This is a genomic window from Flagellimonas chongwuensis, assembly GCF_013376415.1.
Taxonomy (GTDB): domain Bacteria; phylum Bacteroidota; class Bacteroidia; order Flavobacteriales; family Flavobacteriaceae; genus Flagellimonas; species Flagellimonas chongwuensis.
On the sequence record NZ_WYET01000001.1, the window covers coordinates 841,481 to 859,202 of the forward strand.

The window sequence follows — 17,722 nt, forward strand, 5'->3', positions numbered from 1 at the left end:
ATTATAAGGCCAAAGCAATCCATGCAGCTATCGAGGCTCCCAAAATAGGTCCAACAACAGGTATCCAAGCATAGCCCCATCCACTATTTCCTTTGTTTTTTAAAGGCAAAAGTGCATGAACAATGCGCGGACCCAAATCCCGTGCAGGATTAATGGCATAGCCTGTGGCTCCCCCTAGTGATAAACCAATGCCCCAAACAATGAGAGCAACTGGCAAAGCGCCCAGAGAACCCAGACCTATAATCACATTCTCCGTAGATAGTACTGCGTCTGTAAAATAGAGTACGGAAAAGACCAATACAAATGTTCCCAATACCTCGGAGAACAGATTTATAAATGTATTTGGGATAGCTGGCGCTGTACAAAAAACTCCTCGCTTGGTGTCTCCATCCTCTGTGGCGTTAAAATGATCTTTATGGACCAACCATACACAGAGAGCCGCAAACATTGCACCGATAAACTGGGCCAATATATATGAGGGAACCTCTGTCCAAGGAAATTCACCAGCAACGGCCAATCCAATACTTACTGCAGGGTTTATGTGCGCACCACTGTATGGGCCAGCGACAACAACACCGGTATAAACAGCAAAAGCCCAGCCTGTAGTGATTACAATCCAGCCAGAGCCGTTACCATAGGTTTTTTGTAGGGATACGTTGGCGTTTACACCACATCCGAGTACCATCAGCAAAAAAGTACCTACAATTTCAGATACAAATGGAGTCATATAAAGAAAGTGTTAGTGTTTATGTTACTTGACAAATTAAGTGTTCTCGGTCCAGAACTCCAACGCTTTTATTGCTTTATACCAACCTTTGATACCTCCATCAATGGCTTCACGCTCTTTAGTTGGATTAAAATGCACGTCGGTTTGCCAAATATTTTGGATTTCTTCTGCGCTTTCCCAATACCCAACGGCCAAGCCTGCCAAATAGGCGGCTCCCATTACGGTAGTTTCCACAATCTTTGGTCGTACCGTGACAGTGTTCAAAACATCGGCCTGAAATTGCATCAGCATATCATTTATAGTGGCACCGCCATCAACACGTAGTTCTTTTATGGAAATACCGGAATCCGCTTCCATAGCTTTTAGGATATCCATGGTCTGGTAGGCAATGGACTCCAAAGCGGCACGTGCAATATGGGCATCGGTACTACCCCGTGTAAGCCCAAAAATAGTTCCCTGCGCCTTTTGGTTCCAATGTGGAGCTCCCAGCCCAGCAAAGGCAGGAACAAAAAACACTCCTTCTGTACTGGCTACGGAACTGGCAAGTTTTTCCACTTCAGCTGAGGTTTTTATAATGTTTAGACTGTCACGTAGCCATTGCACCACAGCTCCGGCAATAAAAATGCTTCCCTCGAGGGCATATTGTGTTTTTCCATCGATTTTCCATGCGACGGTGGTAAGCAGGTTGTTGTCGGAAACAATGGGTTTTTCCCCAATATTCATCAGCATAAAACAACCTGTACCGTAGGTGTTCTTGACCATCCCTTTTTTGGTGCACATTTGCCCGAACAAAGCGGCTTGTTGGTCACCTGCAATTCCAGCTATCGGAATGGGAGTAGCAAATAGATTAGGAGTTGTTTCACCATAGATTTCACTGGATTGCTTCACTTCGGGAAGCATGCTCTTGGGAATGGTCAACAAATCCAAGAGTTCATCGTCCCAATCCATGGTGTTGATATTAAACAGCATGGAGCGGCACGCATTGGTCACATCGGTAATATGAAGCCCACCATCCGTCATTTTCCATATCAACCACGAATCTATGGTTCCCATGATCAAATCGCCCGCTTCTGCCTTTTCTCGAGCGCCCTCCACATTGTCCAAAATCCATTTTACTTTGGTACCGGAAAAATAGGAATCGATGACCAGACCGGTTTTTTTTCGAATCAAATCGGATTTACCTTCTTTTTTCAACTCATCGCAATAATCTGCTGTACGTTTGTCTTGCCAAACAATGGCATTATATATTGGTTCACTCGTGTTCCTGTCCCACACCACAACTGTTTCCCTCTGATTGGTAATACCAATGGCAGCCATTTGTGATGCTTTTAATCCTTTCTTGCTAACGGCTTCTGCGGCCATACCTGCTTGGGTCGACCAGATTTCATCGGGATCATGTTCTACCCATCCCGGTTTTGGAAATATCTGTGTGAATTCTTTTTGTGCTACGGAAATAATGGTTCCCTTTTGATCAAAGACCACGGCACGGGAACTTGTAGTGCCTTGGTCCAAGGCAAGGATATATTGATTCATTTTGCTAATTTAAGTGCGTTTGAATTTACTAAAATTAATTCGGGTTTGGAATCCATCATTATGGGGAATACACATATAGCTTTGTTGCGCGGAATCAATGTAAGTGGTCAAAAAAAGATAAAAATGGCCGATTTAAGGCAAATTTTGGAGGAAAATGGACTAAAAAATGTCAAAACCTATATCCAAAGCGGCAATATTATTTTTGATAGTGAACCGGTGGATAGGAGTGCACTTCAGGAAAAAATAGCGATAATTATACGTCAACAATTTGGATTTGATGTACCTACCTTGGTGCTTAGAAAGAATGATGTGGAACACATATTGAAAGCAAATCCTTTTCACGAAGAGGCGGAGGAAAACAAACTGTATTATGTTTTGCTGAAAAGTACCCCTAAAGAAGTGCTGGTTGAGCAGTTCAATCAGCTTCAATTTGAACATGAAGGTTTTAAAATCACCGATACCTGCGTATATCTTTTCTGTAAAGGTGGCTATGGTAAGGCAAAACTCAACAACAATCTCATTGAAAACAAACTCAAGGTAGAGGCGACCACCCGTAACCACAAAACCATGTTGAAATTATTGGAATTGGTTTCGGATTAGGCGTTGAGCTCCCAAATTTTGTAGTTCAGTGCCGAAGCAAAGGCTACCCACAGGACATAGGGTATCATTAGGATGGCAGCGGTCTTACTGATGACCTTGAACCATTTTATGGTAAGTATGATCATTGTCAAGAGGGCCAAAATCACAATCATACCGCCCAATGGATTCTTTAGACCAAAAAAAACGATGCTCCATAAGGCGTTGAGCAATAACTGAAATACGAAGTGGTACAATGCCGTTTTTACCCAAATATGGTGATAGCCCTTGGACCAAACCAGACCGGCGGCCACACCCATCATAATATATAATGCTGTCCATACTGGGGCAAAAAGGTAGTTTGGGGGCGTAAAAGAAGGCTTGTTCAGGGTAACGTACCAATCGTTGACGGAGCTTTGGGTGGCGATGCTCGCCAAAAAACCAATGGCAAGGCAGACCAAAACGCTCAGGGTTATGTAGATAATTCTTTTTTTCATGGTTGGTACAACTTCGACTAAAATAAGAATTTATTTGCATCCGATTTCCAGTAAGTTTGTCGCTGCTTATATTTGTTGAAATAATCCATCCTCCATGACGGAAAATGATTTTTTGCCCGGTAATTATCAAAATTTGCCAGTAAAAGGCAAGGTTGCCTGGAAAGCACCAAGCAATATTGCCCTTGTAAAATATTGGGGAAAACGTCCCGTTCAAATGCCCGCCAATCCATCCATAAGCTTTACATTGGATACTTGCGCAACGACCACATCCGTAGCTTTTGAAAAAAACAACAGCAACACAGGTTTTTCTTTTGACTTATTTTTTGAGGGAAAACCGAAGGACGATTTTAAACCGAAGATCCAAACCTTTTTGGAGCGCATAGAAAAGTACCTTCCCTTTTTAAAGGAATACTATTTTACCATCGAGACCTCAAACTCCTTTCCGCATAGCAGTGGTATTGCCTCCTCTGCCAGTGGCATGGCAGCACTGTCATTATGTTTGATGGATATAGAAAAGCAACTAGACCATGCCTTGGATGAAGCATCCTTTTATGCCAAAGCTTCGCATTTGGCCCGTTTGGGTTCTGGAAGTGCTTGCCGAAGTATTAAGGGCAGTCTGGTTCAGTGGGGAGGGCACAACAATATTCCAAATAGTTCTGATGTGTACGGAATTGAATACCCGTTCGAGGTGAACCCAGTTTTTAGAACTTATTGCGATACCATCTTGTTGGTGCACAAGGGACAAAAACAGGTCAGTAGCACGGTGGGCCACCAATTGATGCACGGTCACCCGTATGCGGAAAATCGATTTCAACAGGCATTTGATAACTTGGACAAGTTAAAACCGATCTTGGCAAGTGGCGATTTGGAAGAATTCATCAAACTAGTGGAAAGTGAAGCATTGACCTTACATGCCATGATGATGACCAGTATGCCTTATTTTATTTTGATGAAACCGGATACTTTGGAAATCATCAATAAAATTTGGGAATACCGAGAAACCACCAAAATCCCCGTCTGCTTTACCTTGGACGCCGGCGCCAACGTGCATTTGCTCTATCCCGAAGCGGAAAAGGAAAAAGTGCGCGATTTCATCAAAAATACATTGGCCAAGCATTGCGAAAACGGCCAGTATATTCACGACCAAGTAGGGCAGGGAGCTATCAAAATAAACACTTAAAAATGAACAGCTAAGCTGTTTTTTTACGTTATTTGCCAAGATTTTAGGCGGACGGGAGCAGTTTTTTATGGATAAAATCGATTTGTTTATCGATGTTTGTCAAATATTAAACAAAATTTGTTTGTATCTTAGTAGTATCATATGAAAGGTCCATTATTTTATTCCAAGATATTATTGTTCGGGGAGTACGGCATCATCAAGGACTCCAAGGGACTATCCATACCTTATAATTTTTTCAAAGGAGCGCTCAAGTGGGATAACGACAATTCCGAAATGGCGCAAAAATCGAACAAAAGCCTAAAGGCCTATGCCGAGTATTTAAAAGTACTCGAGATAAAGGAGGAAGGTTTGGTCTCTTTTGACATTGAAGCTTTGGAAAAGGACGTGGCAGATGGAATGTACTTTGACAGTTCCATTCCCCAAGGCTACGGAATTGGCAGTAGCGGTGCATTGGTCGCTGCGATTTATGACCGTTATGCCACCGATAAAATCACGGTACTGGAAAACCTTACCCGCGAAAAATTGCTTCAATTGAAGAAGATTTTTGGTAAAATGGAATCTTTTTTCCATGGTAAATCTTCCGGATTGGACCCGTTGAACAGTTATTTGAGCTTGCCCATACTTATCAATTCCAAGGACAATATCGAATCTACTAGCATTCCTTCACAGAATACGGAGGGAAAGGGTGCAGTTTTTTTATTGGATAGTGGAATGACGGGGGAGACTGCACCCATGGTGCAACTGTTCATGGAAAACATGAAGCAGGAAGGTTTCCGTAATATGATCAAGAACCAGTTCATCAAACATACAGATGCCTGTGTGGAAGACTTCTTGAACGGTAATGTAAAATCGTTGTTCGGGAACTTAAAACAACTTTCACATGTTGTTTTTGACAACTTTAAGCCTATGATTCCTTCCAAGTTTCACCAACTTTGGCAAAAAGGTATCGAAACCAACGATTATTACCTCAAACTTTGCGGTTCCGGTGGCGGTGGATATATTTTGGGCTTTACCCAGGACTTGGAAAAAGCCAAAAAAGCACTCAAAGGCCATAATCTGGAAGTAGTGTACAACTTCTAAAAGCAAACGCATGCTTAGTAGAAAAAACAAACTCTTGCTGTTTAAGCTATTGAGTCTGTTTTCTGTGGTTCGGGGCTACAATATCCTCGTGATAACCTTTGCACAGTACTTGGCCTCTATCTACATATTGTCACCCAACATACCTTTGCGTAAAGTGGTTTTGGATGTAAATTTGTTCCTTATCGTAACTGCTTCTGCACTTACCATAGCGAGCGGGTATATCATAAATAATTTTTATGACGCGGAAAAGGACTTGATCAACAAGCCTACCAAAAGTATGTTGGATCGTTTGGTTAGCCAGCGTTTTAAACTGACCACCTATTTTATTCTTAACTTTTTGACTGTTTTTGCAGCGAGCTATATTTCATTTAGGGCGGTATTGTTCTTTTCGGCCTATATTTTTGGTATCTGGATTTATTCGCACAAGCTGAAACGTATACCTTTTGTCGGCAATTTGGTATCGTCAACTTTGGCCATTGCCCCGTTTTTTGTGGTTTTTGTCTACTACCAGAACTTTCAGACTGTGATTTTTGTACATGCACTTTTCTTGTTCCTATTGATTTTGGCCCGGGAAATGATCAAGGATCTGGAGAGTATGGCAGGCGATTTGGCACAGAACTATAAAACTATTCCTATATTATATGGGGCTGGTGTCTCAAAATCCATTATCACATTTTTGATTGTACTCACTTTGGTTCCCGCACTTTTGTTGATCAAAACCTTTGATGTCGGGTATATGCATTATTATTTTATGGCGTGTGTGATACTTTTGATTTTTTTCTTGGCGCTCTTATGGAAAGCCGAGGGCAAAATGCACTACGTTTGGCTGCACAACATCATCAAATTTATTATTGTGGTGGGCGTTTTCAGTATTTTGTTGATAGATGTGGATGTGGTACTGAACCGAATTTTGTAATTCTTTGTTCTTTAGGATTTTTGGAACTTAAAAAGACTACATTTGCAAAAAATTCGACTGATGGCGAAATCAGACAACCATAGGGGCAAAAGGCCCTCAAAAAACTTCAAGGGCGGTGAAAGAAAAAAACCGTTCAACAAAAATTTTTCTTCAAGACCCAAGCAGAATGCTCCCCAGAAAAAATCCAATCCAGATGAGATTCGATTGAACCGCTATATTGCCAATGCCGGGATTTGTTCCCGTAGGGAAGCTGACACCTATATTGCTGCTGGAAACGTGACCGTAAACGGAAAACCGGTGACAGAAATGGGTTACAAGGTAAAGCGTTCCGATGATGTGCGTTTTGATGGAAAGCGCCTTAATTTGGAAAAAAAGGAATACGTGCTGTTGAACAAGCCCAAAAATTTTATTACTACCACAAGTGATGAAAAAGGGCGCCGTACCGTAATGGAACTGATTTCGAGTGCATCCAACAACCGTTTGTTGCCGGTAGGCCGATTGGACCGAAATACGACCGGTTTATTGCTTTTTACCAACGACGGTGACCTCACCAAAAAATTGACGCATCCCAAGCACAATATCCGTAAGATTTACCACGTGCATTTGGACAATAACCTAAGTTTGGGCGACCTCCATAAAATTGAAGCCGGTCTAGAACTGGAAGATGGCCCCATTACCGTTGATAGCGTGAGTTACATTCAAGGAGCCCCAAAACGCGAGGTCGGAGTAGAAATCCACAGCGGGCGAAACCGTATTGTGCGCCGTATTTTTGAACATTTGGGTTACAATGTTACCAAGTTGGATAGGGTAATCTTTGCTGGATTGACCAAAAAAGACTTGCCACGAGGCCATTGGAGACATTTAACGGAGCAGGAGGTAATCAATTTGAAGAATCTGAAGTAATTATATGATTGACAAATGTTCTTTACAATTGTTCAATTATACAATTAGCACCTTTGATAATGGCCTTAATTTTTTTCTTTGTTCTGCCTTTAGCTTTTAGGTCAACATATTCACCCTCGTCAGTATCAGGAATTCGTACAAGCTCAATTTTAGAGTCTGCAAATTTTTTCAATTCTGATTCTGTCAGTAGAAAAACAAAAGAGTAAGCAGTAAAATTTTTAGAGCTTGAAGTAGTCATTATTCCTCCAAAGCCTTGATAAAACCCATTTGAAGATGTAACATTTTCAATTTTTGGTTCGGACTTTTTTATTGTTGTCAAGACTATCGTAGAGCCATTTTCCAGTTTAAATGAAACCTCAGTTTTTTTCTCGAATTCATAATCTCTTTCTCCCCAATAATTGAATGTGATATCGAACGTTATGGTGTCATTTTTAATTTCTAAATAGACAGTCTTGTCATTAAAATCAAATGATGTGATTTTCTCGTTCGTAAAGGGGTCTTGTTCAGTTTTACATTTCTGCGAATAGATTTTAATCGATAAAAAAAATATGAATATAATGCTGATTTTTCTTGTCATCTTTTGTTTTTAATGAATTATAATGGCCGATAAGTGAAGTTGTTACTTTTACTGCATTGGTTTTTTACAAAGGTAAATCAGCTCGGTGCTGTCAAAACCGTACTTAAACTGCTCTTCTTTTGTAAAGGAAGAAATATAATCATCCTCTGTTACCTCAAAGCCAGTATTTGTCAACCGTTCTTTGTAGTCTTTGCCATACCACCGCACATGGTCACGCCTTCCAAAGGCCTTTAGCCTTGCTTTGGGGGATGTTATGGAAAAATCCTCATAAGTTTTGTCGCGATCATAATCAATGGGAACTTGGAATATGCCCAAACCATTTGGTTTCATCACCCTATAAAGTTCCGACATTGCCAATGCATCATTGGGAATATGTTCTAGAACGTGGTTGCATAAAATAAAATCAAAAGAGTCGGTCTCATAAGGGATTTGGGTAATATCGACCTTATTGATTATGGTCTTTCCTTTGTAATCGTATACTTTTGGATGTAAATCACACGGAAAATATGCAATATCGTCCGACTCTGAGAAAATGTCATAAAAAACTTTCTCTGGGGCAAAATGGAGTAACCGTATAGATTTAGCTATCAATTTTTTGTCCTGTATATATTTCCAAATCAATCTATGCCTTTCCAATGAACCACATTTATGGCATTTGGAGTTCTTCCTTTTTGTATTCCCAAATGGTCCAAATTCCCGGTACTCTGAATTACAGATGGAACATTGGACACTATTTCCCTTGAATATTTTTTCCTTTCTCTTTTTACGGTATTCCCTATGCTTTTGTTTGATGGAAAATTTAAGTAGGCTGCTCATTATTTTTCAGATTTGAAAAATAAAGATGGATAAAACTGTCCAATGCGGTAGCCACCAATTGATGAATGCCCCTTATGAATTGACGGATGCTTGTTTTTTTAACTATATCTGATTTTTATGCTGCTAAATCCGCCCAGACTATCGTAGCCGCACCAGATGTGCCCCCAATCAAAATCCCGTGTTTCCCCGACCTCTTTTTTGAGCCAGGCTTTACAATATTCCAGATATTTCATTTCGTCTTCATAGCTCCAACTGTTCCAATCTTGATTGGATTCAAAAGGGGTTGGGCTAATAAAAATCTCGCAAAGCTTTAATTTGTTATAGCTGAAATTTAAGCGAAAAATGAAATAGTCATCATTGACGATTACATTCCGAAAGACTATTTTTTGCTCCAGAGCATCCGAGGTCCCAATGACTTCAAGATTCTCACCAAGTTGCCAACTTTTTACCCTATTGAAATCAGCATGGGGACCAAATCCTACGCCCTCTGCAATGGACAAGGTGCCCGTATGTTTGTCCAATATCATCTGTTTATGGGTATTCGAATCCAAACTTAAACGCTCTCAAATGACCATTGGAAAACTCATAATCAGCATAATACACAGGCATATTATATCTCTTAAGGAACTTTGAGGTCTTAAAATCATCTACCCTGTAATGTAGAACGGTGGCATTATCCATGTTCGTTATCCTGTGCGGTTCGCCTTTTATCGCTTTAAGCTGTCCCGCTGTCATGCCAAGTCTTATACCGCTTTCAGTTTTGAATTCATTCTCTTTCATTGCCAATTCCTTTTCCTCTGTACCGACGGCATGGGCAACATGGAACTCAGAAAATTCCTTGGCCTCATTTCCTGGGTGAAAATAAATGGTAAGCAGTTGTTCGGAATCTCTTGAAACCACGCTTGTATTTGGCAATCCCTTGTGCACAAGCCTTTCCATCACGTTGTTTCCCAGTATACTATCCACTTTTTTGGAATTGAGCAGACAAATGCCCGCAATTGTAGTATCAGGTTTGAACTTCTTTTTGAGAGAATCGGTTTTTGAAAGGCGGTGTTCAAGCTTTTTTGGAACTGTGATAGGTTCTTCCCTTTCTTTTAATTCATATTTACAACTTGTGGCAATACATAGAATCCCAATTAGGGTCATAAATAATTGTTTCATTTCATCCGTTATTTTTGATTGTTTCTGCGCATTGGGCAGTACGTGGCGGAAGTTAAATGAAATATAAGGTTAAATTACCCATGAATTGACGAATGCCCCATTTGGGTTGACGGATTTAGAAATAGCATCAAAAATTTAAAACAATCACCGGTTAAACCAATAGGTAAACTTGAGCGTCAACGACCATAAATTTCCTTCAAGCGGCGATAGTTGCTCGTTGTTGTTGAATACCAAAAATAAATCGGAAGCTGGGGCATACCGCCATTGCAACCTCGAGTTGATGCCAAAATTATTGATCTGCTCATTGTATTGGAAAAGGGTGTTCCAAAACAATTTATTGGTGAAGGTGATGTCCGCTTCCGTGCCCACCAGCCAAAAATCCGTGGTATACCATGGTTCGGGCAGATCAAGATTATTGTAGCTGAGGACAGCGCCCAAACTCACGTAGGGTTGAAAACGATACCCCAGTTCCGCATTTAGGTTGGTTCGGTATCCCCCAGAAAAATAGCGGCCCAATCGGGTAGTCAGATTATAGGTGAACAAACTTTTAGGACGCGAATTGTACGAAAGGTATACGCCGTTCCAATGGTGGCGGGTACCGGTTGCCAGTTCCTCCTTGCCCGTGTTAGTGGGGTCGAAAGGTGCCAAAAGCTGTACATATTCATTAAAAACATCGACTCCCAAGGAACTACGATCTATAAAGTTTACCGCATACCCCAAAATGGAGACATAATCTGTGGAATTCATATTAGGGTCAAAATAATAGAAACCGGTGTATTGTGGCCCATGACTCACTACGGTTTCGCTGGCTGGTAAAAACAAATGACCTACGGAACCTTCCAGTTTAACGTAGTTGGTACGGGGCACAAAACCCACTTCCGAAGTAAAATCATCGGAAATATATTCCTGCTGTACCCGCCAGTTCCATCTACGGCTGCTATATTGTAAATGGGCCCCCTGTGCAATTCCATTGTAGGAAGAGTCGGGACCGAAGGATTTCAACATAAAAACTTTTCCATTGTACTTATTGTCCGCAGAGGCCAAGTTGTATTCAAGTCCAAGGTTTCTATTGAACTTCGTGTATTGGGTCTGAAGACTATCGGCCAAGGAATTGTAATCCAGCGATTCCTTGTTAACGAACATCAAACCAATATTGGAACGCGAGAATACCTTTTGTTGTAAAGAGAGTACGGCAAAGTTCTGGCTTGGTAGACCTGTTTCGTCCAATTTGTCGGTCTGCATGTCCATCATGCCTAGACGGAGGTTGCGGTTAAGGTTTCCACTAACCCTTGCCCCGGCAATTATGGGCACGCCCAATCCGATTCTGCGGGAAAAGAAAGGACGTATCTCATCATATCCAAAACTGGCAAAGAGGTCAGCGTTTTCCAGAAAAAACTGACGCCTTTCGGGGAAGAAGAGCTCAAACCGGGTCAAATTGGCTACTTGACGATCGGCTTCAACCTGTGAAAAATCTGGGTTTATGGTCAAATCCAAATTTAAAGAAGAGGTGAGCCCTAATTTAACATCGCCACCCACTTTAAATTCATTCTCATAATCGAGATTTTCGATACTCGAATTGCCAACAGTGCCCAATACGTAGGGGATAATGGAATAATTTAGCCCTTGTTTTGGGGGTGGATTGTCCCAGACCATAGTGCCGGTATAGGCCAAAGATGCCGTCGGGAACTGTCTTGGAATCGGTGTCCAGCTCGATTTTTCGTTGGTGCTCAAATCCAACCGGGAAAAGTTGACGCCCCATTCGGTCACATCTTTTTCATACCGGATGGATTTAAAGGGAATGGCCATTTCTACCACCCATTTGTCTTCATAATTTTGAACTTCCGAAACCCATTTACTGTCCCAATTCAGGTCGATACTGCCGCCGTTGGACATGGTGCCATCCCATTGGGCACCATAGGCGTTAGCCCCAAAACTAAACCCAGTGGTCTGGTTGTTGAACGGGTCCATGAACAACAAAAAATTATCGTTGCCCCCAAAGGAAAAGTCCCTGCGGAGCGATTCCACTACATAGGTGTTACCTGGAGTCTTAAAAAAAGTAGCCAACAGATAGAGTTGTTTGTCATCGTAAGCTATTTTTACTTCGGAAGGTTGTGTGGCCTTGCGGTCGTCCATGGGCAAAACCATAAAAAAGTCGTTTGCTGGTTCTGCCTTTTGCCATGTTTCCTCGTTGTCAAGACCATCAATAGTGAAGGTTTCGGTAGTCTTGAAAAGATGAATTTTGTAATCTGCATTTTTCTTTTGGGCATGTAAAAACACACAAAAGAACATGGCTAATGCCATGAGGACGGGGGTGAGGTTGGTTCGGTTGATCATTGTTTGTTTAGTGGAGTAAATGTAATAATTTACTTTGTTTTTTAACAATGAATTAAAACTAGCGTGGTTATATTGTCAAATAATTATGTGCAATCTAAAATGATGGATTGAGGATGGAGTGGTTGGGAGTGTTTTAGGTGTTGCACTTATCGTTTGACAATATAAAATCGGTTGGGTTTTCGGAGTGCGTTCCTGTTCACCGTTGCAGAAAGTTGAAGAGAACGAGTGCTGGCAAATCACTGAACCCCAACTGTTTTATATTGTGTGTTGGCGGCTGGCATTTATTTATTAGTCCGTTTTGAAATATACTTTTCATATCCTAATTCACTATCAAAGCAGTTTTTTCCACGTTTATTGACAAATTTCAATTTCATCCAATCTACTAATCTCTTTGTAGTACCTTCAAATGATTTTGATTTATCAATCGCATTACCTTTATCGAGATATTGATTGCAAAAATGTATGTAATAAAGTGTGCCATAACCAACAATTACAAATGGTGATGAAAGATGAATAATTTCAAATCTACGCCATTTGTCAGAATCTATGTAAATTCCTTTGTCATCTGAGCCTTTTATTATTTTGTCATTATCCAATTCATACGAACTAAAGAAGAAGTCTAAATATTTATGATTAATGGTAATAATCTTTATTATCTTATCAAATGAGACTTTTTCAAAACGCCTAATATTTTCGGGAAACTCAAAGAACCAGCAATAAACATAAAGTTTAAGGTCGTTATATATAAAACTTAAAAAATCCTTTAAATCATCTCCAGTCCAATAACTATTGAATTCAGTGAATTTATATTTTATGTTTGGCTTTTCACAGAATGATATTGGATTAGAAAACAAATTATCTGTCGGTGAGTAATCTATATCAATAGAAAGAGCTTTTGTCACTTTATTACAGGACGTACAAGTTGTAAAAACAACAATTTCCCTATAATCATTTGTTCCAAATCTGGGAGTGTAATTAAATTGAACATTAAACCACTCATTTCTACAGGAACATTTTTTCTTCTTGGGATATTCATTCTGAATCAAGTCATACCAAAAGTCTATACTTTCGAGGATTAAATAATTGTCATCCTTTTTTGTTGTGAGTAATCCAACTCCATCTTCCTTCAGAAAACGAACTTGAAATTCACTTTCACCTGACTCAGTCAATATTTTCAGTTGTTTTTCTGTTTGCATCGTGTCTTTTTATGCTTACCGCCAACGTTAAAGATATGATTCGTTTTAATACTTCGGCTACGCTCAGTACGCAGTGAATTATTTTGACCGATAAGTGAAGTTAGCAGATTTCCGGTTGAATCTCCAGAAGAAATTGACCAATGCCCTACTTCAATTGACGGATGCTCTAATTTGCCATATTTTTAGACAAAAGATTAATTGGTTGATGTGTTTAAGAAGATTTTTAGCAATAAGCATCTATATCAATCTTGCGGAGTACGCAATTTATTTGATTGCCTTTTCCAAATATGTTTTGGCCTTTTTGATCATTGCTTTGGCAGGCTCACCTTTTACCACAATAGATGATTCGTTCCTAAAATACTTGCTGTTTTCATCACGAAGTGCAGAAAACCAGTTGAACGAACCATCAATAATTATGTCATTGTCGATTATAATTGTTTTGCTATGGATGCCATTTACCAATTTCAATTTCGCTCCACTTTGCATAATTATCTCACGGCCTTTCTGGGCTACAGGTTTTAGCTGATTATTTTGTAGGTCAAGTGTTGAGTCCGTAATTATGGTAACCTTTATCCCTTTATTGACGGTATTGCTTAGTTGTTCCTTTACAGAATCGATTTTAATTGAGGTCAATTTTCTTTTGTCATTGTTATCAAAGCACTTGATTGTATCACATTCTATCGCATTCGAAGAAATGAACGGGGAAACAATAATCAGTTCAGATTTTGCAATTTCGAATGCACGGTTAAGTGTGCCAACATGCGTTTTTAAGTCAGCGACGCGAATTACATCGTGATTTGTTTCTGTAGTATCAAAAACAATCTTGTTGGACAACTCACAATTTTCATCTTCTTGTAGCCATTGTTTTAAACGGCCCAACGGATTGTTCTTTGTTGCATCAATGGCGTTTAGATTGCCAAAAACAAGAAAACTTGATTTTGCTCTCGAAACGGCTACATTGAGCATATTTAGATTGTCGGCAAAGAATGTACTGTCGCCTGGTGTAAGTACAGTTGAAAAAATAACAATATCGATTTCAGCACCTTGCAATGCGTGAACCGTACCAGATATCAACTTTTGATATGCTTTTTTATCAACCTTTAAGAGCTCACTTTTAATAAGGGACGCTTGGGATTTATAGGGAGTAACTATGGCAAGTATTTCTGCAATAGGTTTATTGCCAAAAGAATTTTCAAGTTCCGCTCTCTTGCTTTCAATCCATTTGGAAATGGTAATGGCATCTTGATGGTTCTGTCTACTATTTCCCACCTTATCACTTGTGCTTTCAATGTGCATAAATCCTTTTAAAGGAAGGTCTATGTCCACCTTTCTTTTATTCCCTTTGGTCAGGATCAGTTTGTTGTGATATACATTTTTGTTTGAATAGGAAATAATCTTGTCCGGGCATCTCCTATGTTCTTTTAAAAGTGTACCTCCGAGTTCACCATCTTTCACAAAACAGGAACGTTGGGCCATTTTCATTAAGCTACCGGACGAACATAGTAACCCTGAATCCTTATAGTTATTGATTGCATCATCGGAAGCATCCTTGGCCAGGATATTGTTCATTTTAAGATTGACAATATCGAGTTTTTCCTCCACGGACCAAACAGGTTCTATCTGAAATACATCACCTACAACAATTGCTTTTTTTGCCAAGGAAAATGAAGGTATTGAAATATCTGGAGCAACTTGTCCAGCTTCATCAACAATGATCAGGTCGAACAAATCGTAATAGGCTTGTTCACCTTCGGCATTATCGTAAAAGGTACTAAACCTAGGAATTGAATGAAAGGTGGAGATATAAATGGGTGTTGCCCCCGCAAACCGCTGTAGTTTTTCTTTATAACCAATCTTGCCCCGCTCCTTATCCTTGCTGTTTTTTTGGAGCTTGGCCTCAAGGTTCAGTAAATATTCAGCTTCTCTAAAATGTATGGCATACCAAAAAGCTTCATAACGGAACGAAATATCCATTCTAACCTGCATATCCTCCAACGGTTGTAAATTTTGATATTCTTTGCCGGTCATGGACTGAAGTTTGGTGAATTGGTCACCATAATTGTTGTTCCAGTCATTAATGCAGGATTGATAATTGGAAGTAAACTCCTCAACCTTGTTTTTAGAGTCAATGGCATGGGTCAACTCTATGTCCAGTTGTTTGGCCGAGTTGGTCTTTGAAATAATTTTCTCGTTGAGCAAATGAATCAAAGCACTGTAGCTGCTGTAGTCCGAAACTTCCTTCAAGTCAATATGTAACAGTGTTCTTTGAAATAGTGAAGCCCTTCGCTCCTTAAATTTTGGAAGAAAGGAAAATGCTTTTTGGATAAATGGTTGTTGTTTTTCTACTTGTATCAGATTCTTTTCTGCATCCGAAATTTGTTGAATTTCAGCGTTGCAATTCTCAACCTTGGTTTGAATAGAGGAAACAAGTTCTTTTAAATCATCAAGATTGGAACATCCACTTTTTTCTAAAAGCAGACCTATGTTTTCATAGTTTTCAGCAATTTCAAGATGCTCCCTAATGTGATTGACTTTTGATTGAACTATATTGAATAATTGATGTTTGCATTCTTCAATATCCTTGCTTTTTTCAATATATGCTTCGAACTCATTTAGAAAGAACTCTTTTTTATCATCAACCGGGTCACTTTCAAAATCATTTATAAAACCGTTTCCAAATTCAGAAGTACAGGTCTGATACTTTTTGTTTTCATTGGTGGATAGGTATAGCCCTAAAGAGGATAAACCAGGTAACCAACGTTGGGTCAATTTATCCTTTGAGTCCAGTACAAAACTGTCAAGTATATTTGTTATGGCTTGATTGTTTGCGGAACATGCGACCAGTAATTCTGGTTTTTGCTGATTTACAACAGTGGAGACCACACTATTTGCAACAACGGACTGTAAAAAGGTGGTTTTCCCAGTTCCTGGTGGGCCATTTACAGCCAAGATATTTGAATCCGTAAGAAGATTAAAACAAGCAATACTTTCTCTTTGCGATACGGATAGGGGAAACTCGCCACTCATTTGCCCAATGTGATTTTTGTTCCGAATGATCGTGGATTTATCAGGAATCGACATGCAGTCTACTTTCCCGGCATCAATTAGGCTATTGAGCAAACTGTTTTTAGGAGGTGCCTCTTCGAGTCTTTTATATAGTTTTCGGATATTTCCTGTTAGGCCGCGTAGTTCACCTTTTTGTATGAATATATGTTTTTCGTGCTTTGTGTTGAACTCATCAAAGTTCTTCGCTGTTACAATCGAAAAAAAAGATTCGCACTTTTTCCAGTATGCTTCCCATGAATCGTCTTTGAACTCAACTTTCTGTAAGGCAATATCAACATCTTTTATGGATGCGATATTACAGGAACCTTTGTAGGTAGGGGAAAGGTATTCCCTAACAAAAAACGGTCTGGATACACCCTTATTGGATTTTTGTGGCTCAAGTGTCCCATCTTTGTACATTATTGCTGGGATCCAAAAAGGATAGGCTATTTCTTCCTCCAGCTCCTTTGATCGTGCATGCTCAAATTCTGGTTGGATTGAACAAGGGCAAATATCTACGTTTATATATGGTGTATCTCTGTTGGCCCCAGAAATTTTCCACAAGAATTTTGCGTGTTTTTGAGGTACTTGCTGTATAAAGTAGGAATCTACGGGAATCGGGTGTGTGGAAACATCAATTCTTTTTCTGTCAACATCTAACAGCGTTTTTTTCCAATAACCCAACCAAGCTTTTATATCTGAAACCTCTACCACAATCCTAATTTTTAATGAATCAACCCATGGAAATGTTGAATGTTAATAGTCTATCTAGTGGGGGATTGGAAAAAATCAAATAATGAAGTTAGTGAATATGGGCCAGAAATTCCTACATCAATTGACGAATGGCTGTTTTGAATTGATGGATTTTTGAATCCTGCTTCATTATCCAAGCCAGGGATAGCAATTTTGTCTCCTTTGAAAATCGTAAGGTCTTTCAGGGTAAAAATGAAACTAAAAAGAAAGCAGAGAGAAATTGATGCTGGTTGTATTTTCTAAAAAGGATTGAAGAGAGGAATAAGGAGGTCAACACAACCAACTTTGTTGTACACCACTTTTTATTTATTGTCCAATTTAAAAACCCAAATACCAATAACTATAGTTAAGGAATATATTAAAGCTAAAATTGTCTGTTCAGATCCTACTATAAGAAATCCTTTATCTACAATGTAAAATGTAATCCA

The 17,722-nt window shown here is 39.6% G+C and carries 15 protein-coding genes; 5 read left to right on the plus strand and 10 right to left on the minus strand.

Annotation, left to right across the window (positions count from 1 at the left end; translation table 11 throughout):
- Position 1: 1 nt before the first annotated feature.
- Both GUA46_RS03680 and glpK read right to left on the minus strand, forming a co-directional pair.
- The gene (locus GUA46_RS03680) at positions 2–727 is read right to left on the minus strand and encodes an MIP/aquaporin family protein (protein ID WP_176619333.1); all 726 of its coding nucleotides are present in this window, start codon (positions 725–727) and stop codon (positions 2–4) included.
- A gap of 36 nt (positions 728–763) precedes the next feature.
- The gene (gene glpK, locus GUA46_RS03685) at positions 764–2,260 is read right to left on the minus strand and encodes a glycerol kinase GlpK (protein ID WP_108246006.1); all 1,497 of its coding nucleotides are present in this window, start codon (positions 2,258–2,260) and stop codon (positions 764–766) included.
- 45 nt (positions 2,261–2,305) lie between these two features.
- Between glpK and GUA46_RS03690 the strand changes: the two genes are divergently transcribed.
- Complete coding sequence (locus GUA46_RS03690; RefSeq protein ID WP_176619334.1) at positions 2,306–2,860, plus strand: DUF1697 domain-containing protein; 555 nt, start codon at positions 2,306–2,308, stop codon at positions 2,858–2,860.
- Here GUA46_RS03690 and GUA46_RS03695 read toward each other — a convergent pair.
- Positions 2,857–3,333 (minus strand): TspO/MBR family protein, encoded by a 477-nt coding sequence (locus tag GUA46_RS03695; protein WP_108246005.1) that lies wholly within the window; start codon positions 3,331–3,333, stop codon positions 2,857–2,859. The genes GUA46_RS03690 and GUA46_RS03695 overlap by 4 nt on opposite strands.
- A gap of 94 nt (positions 3,334–3,427) precedes the next feature.
- Here GUA46_RS03695 and mvaD point away from each other — a divergent pair, with 94 nt between their 5' ends.
- The 4 genes from mvaD (at position 3,428) to GUA46_RS03715 (ending at position 7,412) form a co-directional block, all read left to right on the plus strand.
- Positions 3,428–4,513: a diphosphomevalonate decarboxylase gene (gene mvaD, locus GUA46_RS03700; RefSeq protein WP_176619335.1), complete on the plus strand. Its 1,086-nt coding sequence runs from the start codon at positions 3,428–3,430 to the stop codon at positions 4,511–4,513.
- Positions 4,514–4,654: 141 nt separating this feature from the next.
- Entirely contained in the window at positions 4,655–5,593 is a 939-nt protein-coding gene (locus tag GUA46_RS03705; protein ID WP_176619336.1) for a mevalonate kinase family protein, read from the plus strand.
- A gap of 10 nt (positions 5,594–5,603) precedes the next feature.
- Positions 5,604–6,509: a geranylgeranylglycerol-phosphate geranylgeranyltransferase gene (locus GUA46_RS03710; protein ID WP_176619337.1), complete on the plus strand. Its 906-nt coding sequence runs from the start codon at positions 5,604–5,606 to the stop codon at positions 6,507–6,509.
- 60 nt (positions 6,510–6,569) lie between these two features.
- Positions 6,570–7,412: a pseudouridine synthase gene (locus GUA46_RS03715; RefSeq protein WP_176619338.1), complete on the plus strand. Its 843-nt coding sequence runs from the start codon at positions 6,570–6,572 to the stop codon at positions 7,410–7,412.
- 22 nt (positions 7,413–7,434) lie between these two features.
- On the opposite strand, the gene GUA46_RS03720 is transcribed toward GUA46_RS03715, so the two are convergent.
- The 7 genes from GUA46_RS03720 to GUA46_RS03750 all read right to left on the minus strand — a co-directional run bounded on the left by GUA46_RS03720 (position 7,435) and on the right by GUA46_RS03750 (position 17,255).
- On the minus strand, positions 7,435–7,989 hold the full coding sequence (locus GUA46_RS03720; RefSeq protein WP_176619339.1) for a hypothetical protein: 555 nt from the start codon (positions 7,987–7,989) through the stop codon (positions 7,435–7,437).
- Between the two features lie 48 nt (positions 7,990–8,037).
- Positions 8,038–8,805: a class I SAM-dependent methyltransferase gene (locus GUA46_RS03725; protein ID WP_176619340.1), complete on the minus strand. Its 768-nt coding sequence runs from the start codon at positions 8,803–8,805 to the stop codon at positions 8,038–8,040.
- 98 nt (positions 8,806–8,903) lie between these two features.
- Positions 8,904–9,326, minus strand: coding sequence for a hypothetical protein (locus GUA46_RS03730; protein WP_176619341.1), 423 nt, complete (start codon positions 9,324–9,326; stop codon positions 8,904–8,906).
- A 10-nt stretch (positions 9,327–9,336) separates the two neighbouring features.
- Positions 9,337–9,966, minus strand: coding sequence for a hypothetical protein (locus GUA46_RS03735; protein WP_176619342.1), 630 nt, complete (start codon positions 9,964–9,966; stop codon positions 9,337–9,339).
- Positions 9,967–10,110: 144 nt separating this feature from the next.
- Entirely contained in the window at positions 10,111–12,300 is a 2,190-nt protein-coding gene (locus tag GUA46_RS03740; protein WP_176619343.1) for a DUF5916 domain-containing protein, read from the minus strand.
- Positions 12,301–12,581: 281 nt separating this feature from the next.
- Positions 12,582–13,496 (minus strand): hypothetical protein, encoded by a 915-nt coding sequence (locus GUA46_RS03745; protein ID WP_176619344.1) that lies wholly within the window; start codon positions 13,494–13,496, stop codon positions 12,582–12,584.
- A gap of 264 nt (positions 13,497–13,760) precedes the next feature.
- Entirely contained in the window at positions 13,761–17,255 is a 3,495-nt protein-coding gene (locus GUA46_RS03750) for an AAA domain-containing protein (protein WP_176619345.1), read from the minus strand.
- Positions 17,256–17,722: the final 467 nt, after the last annotated feature.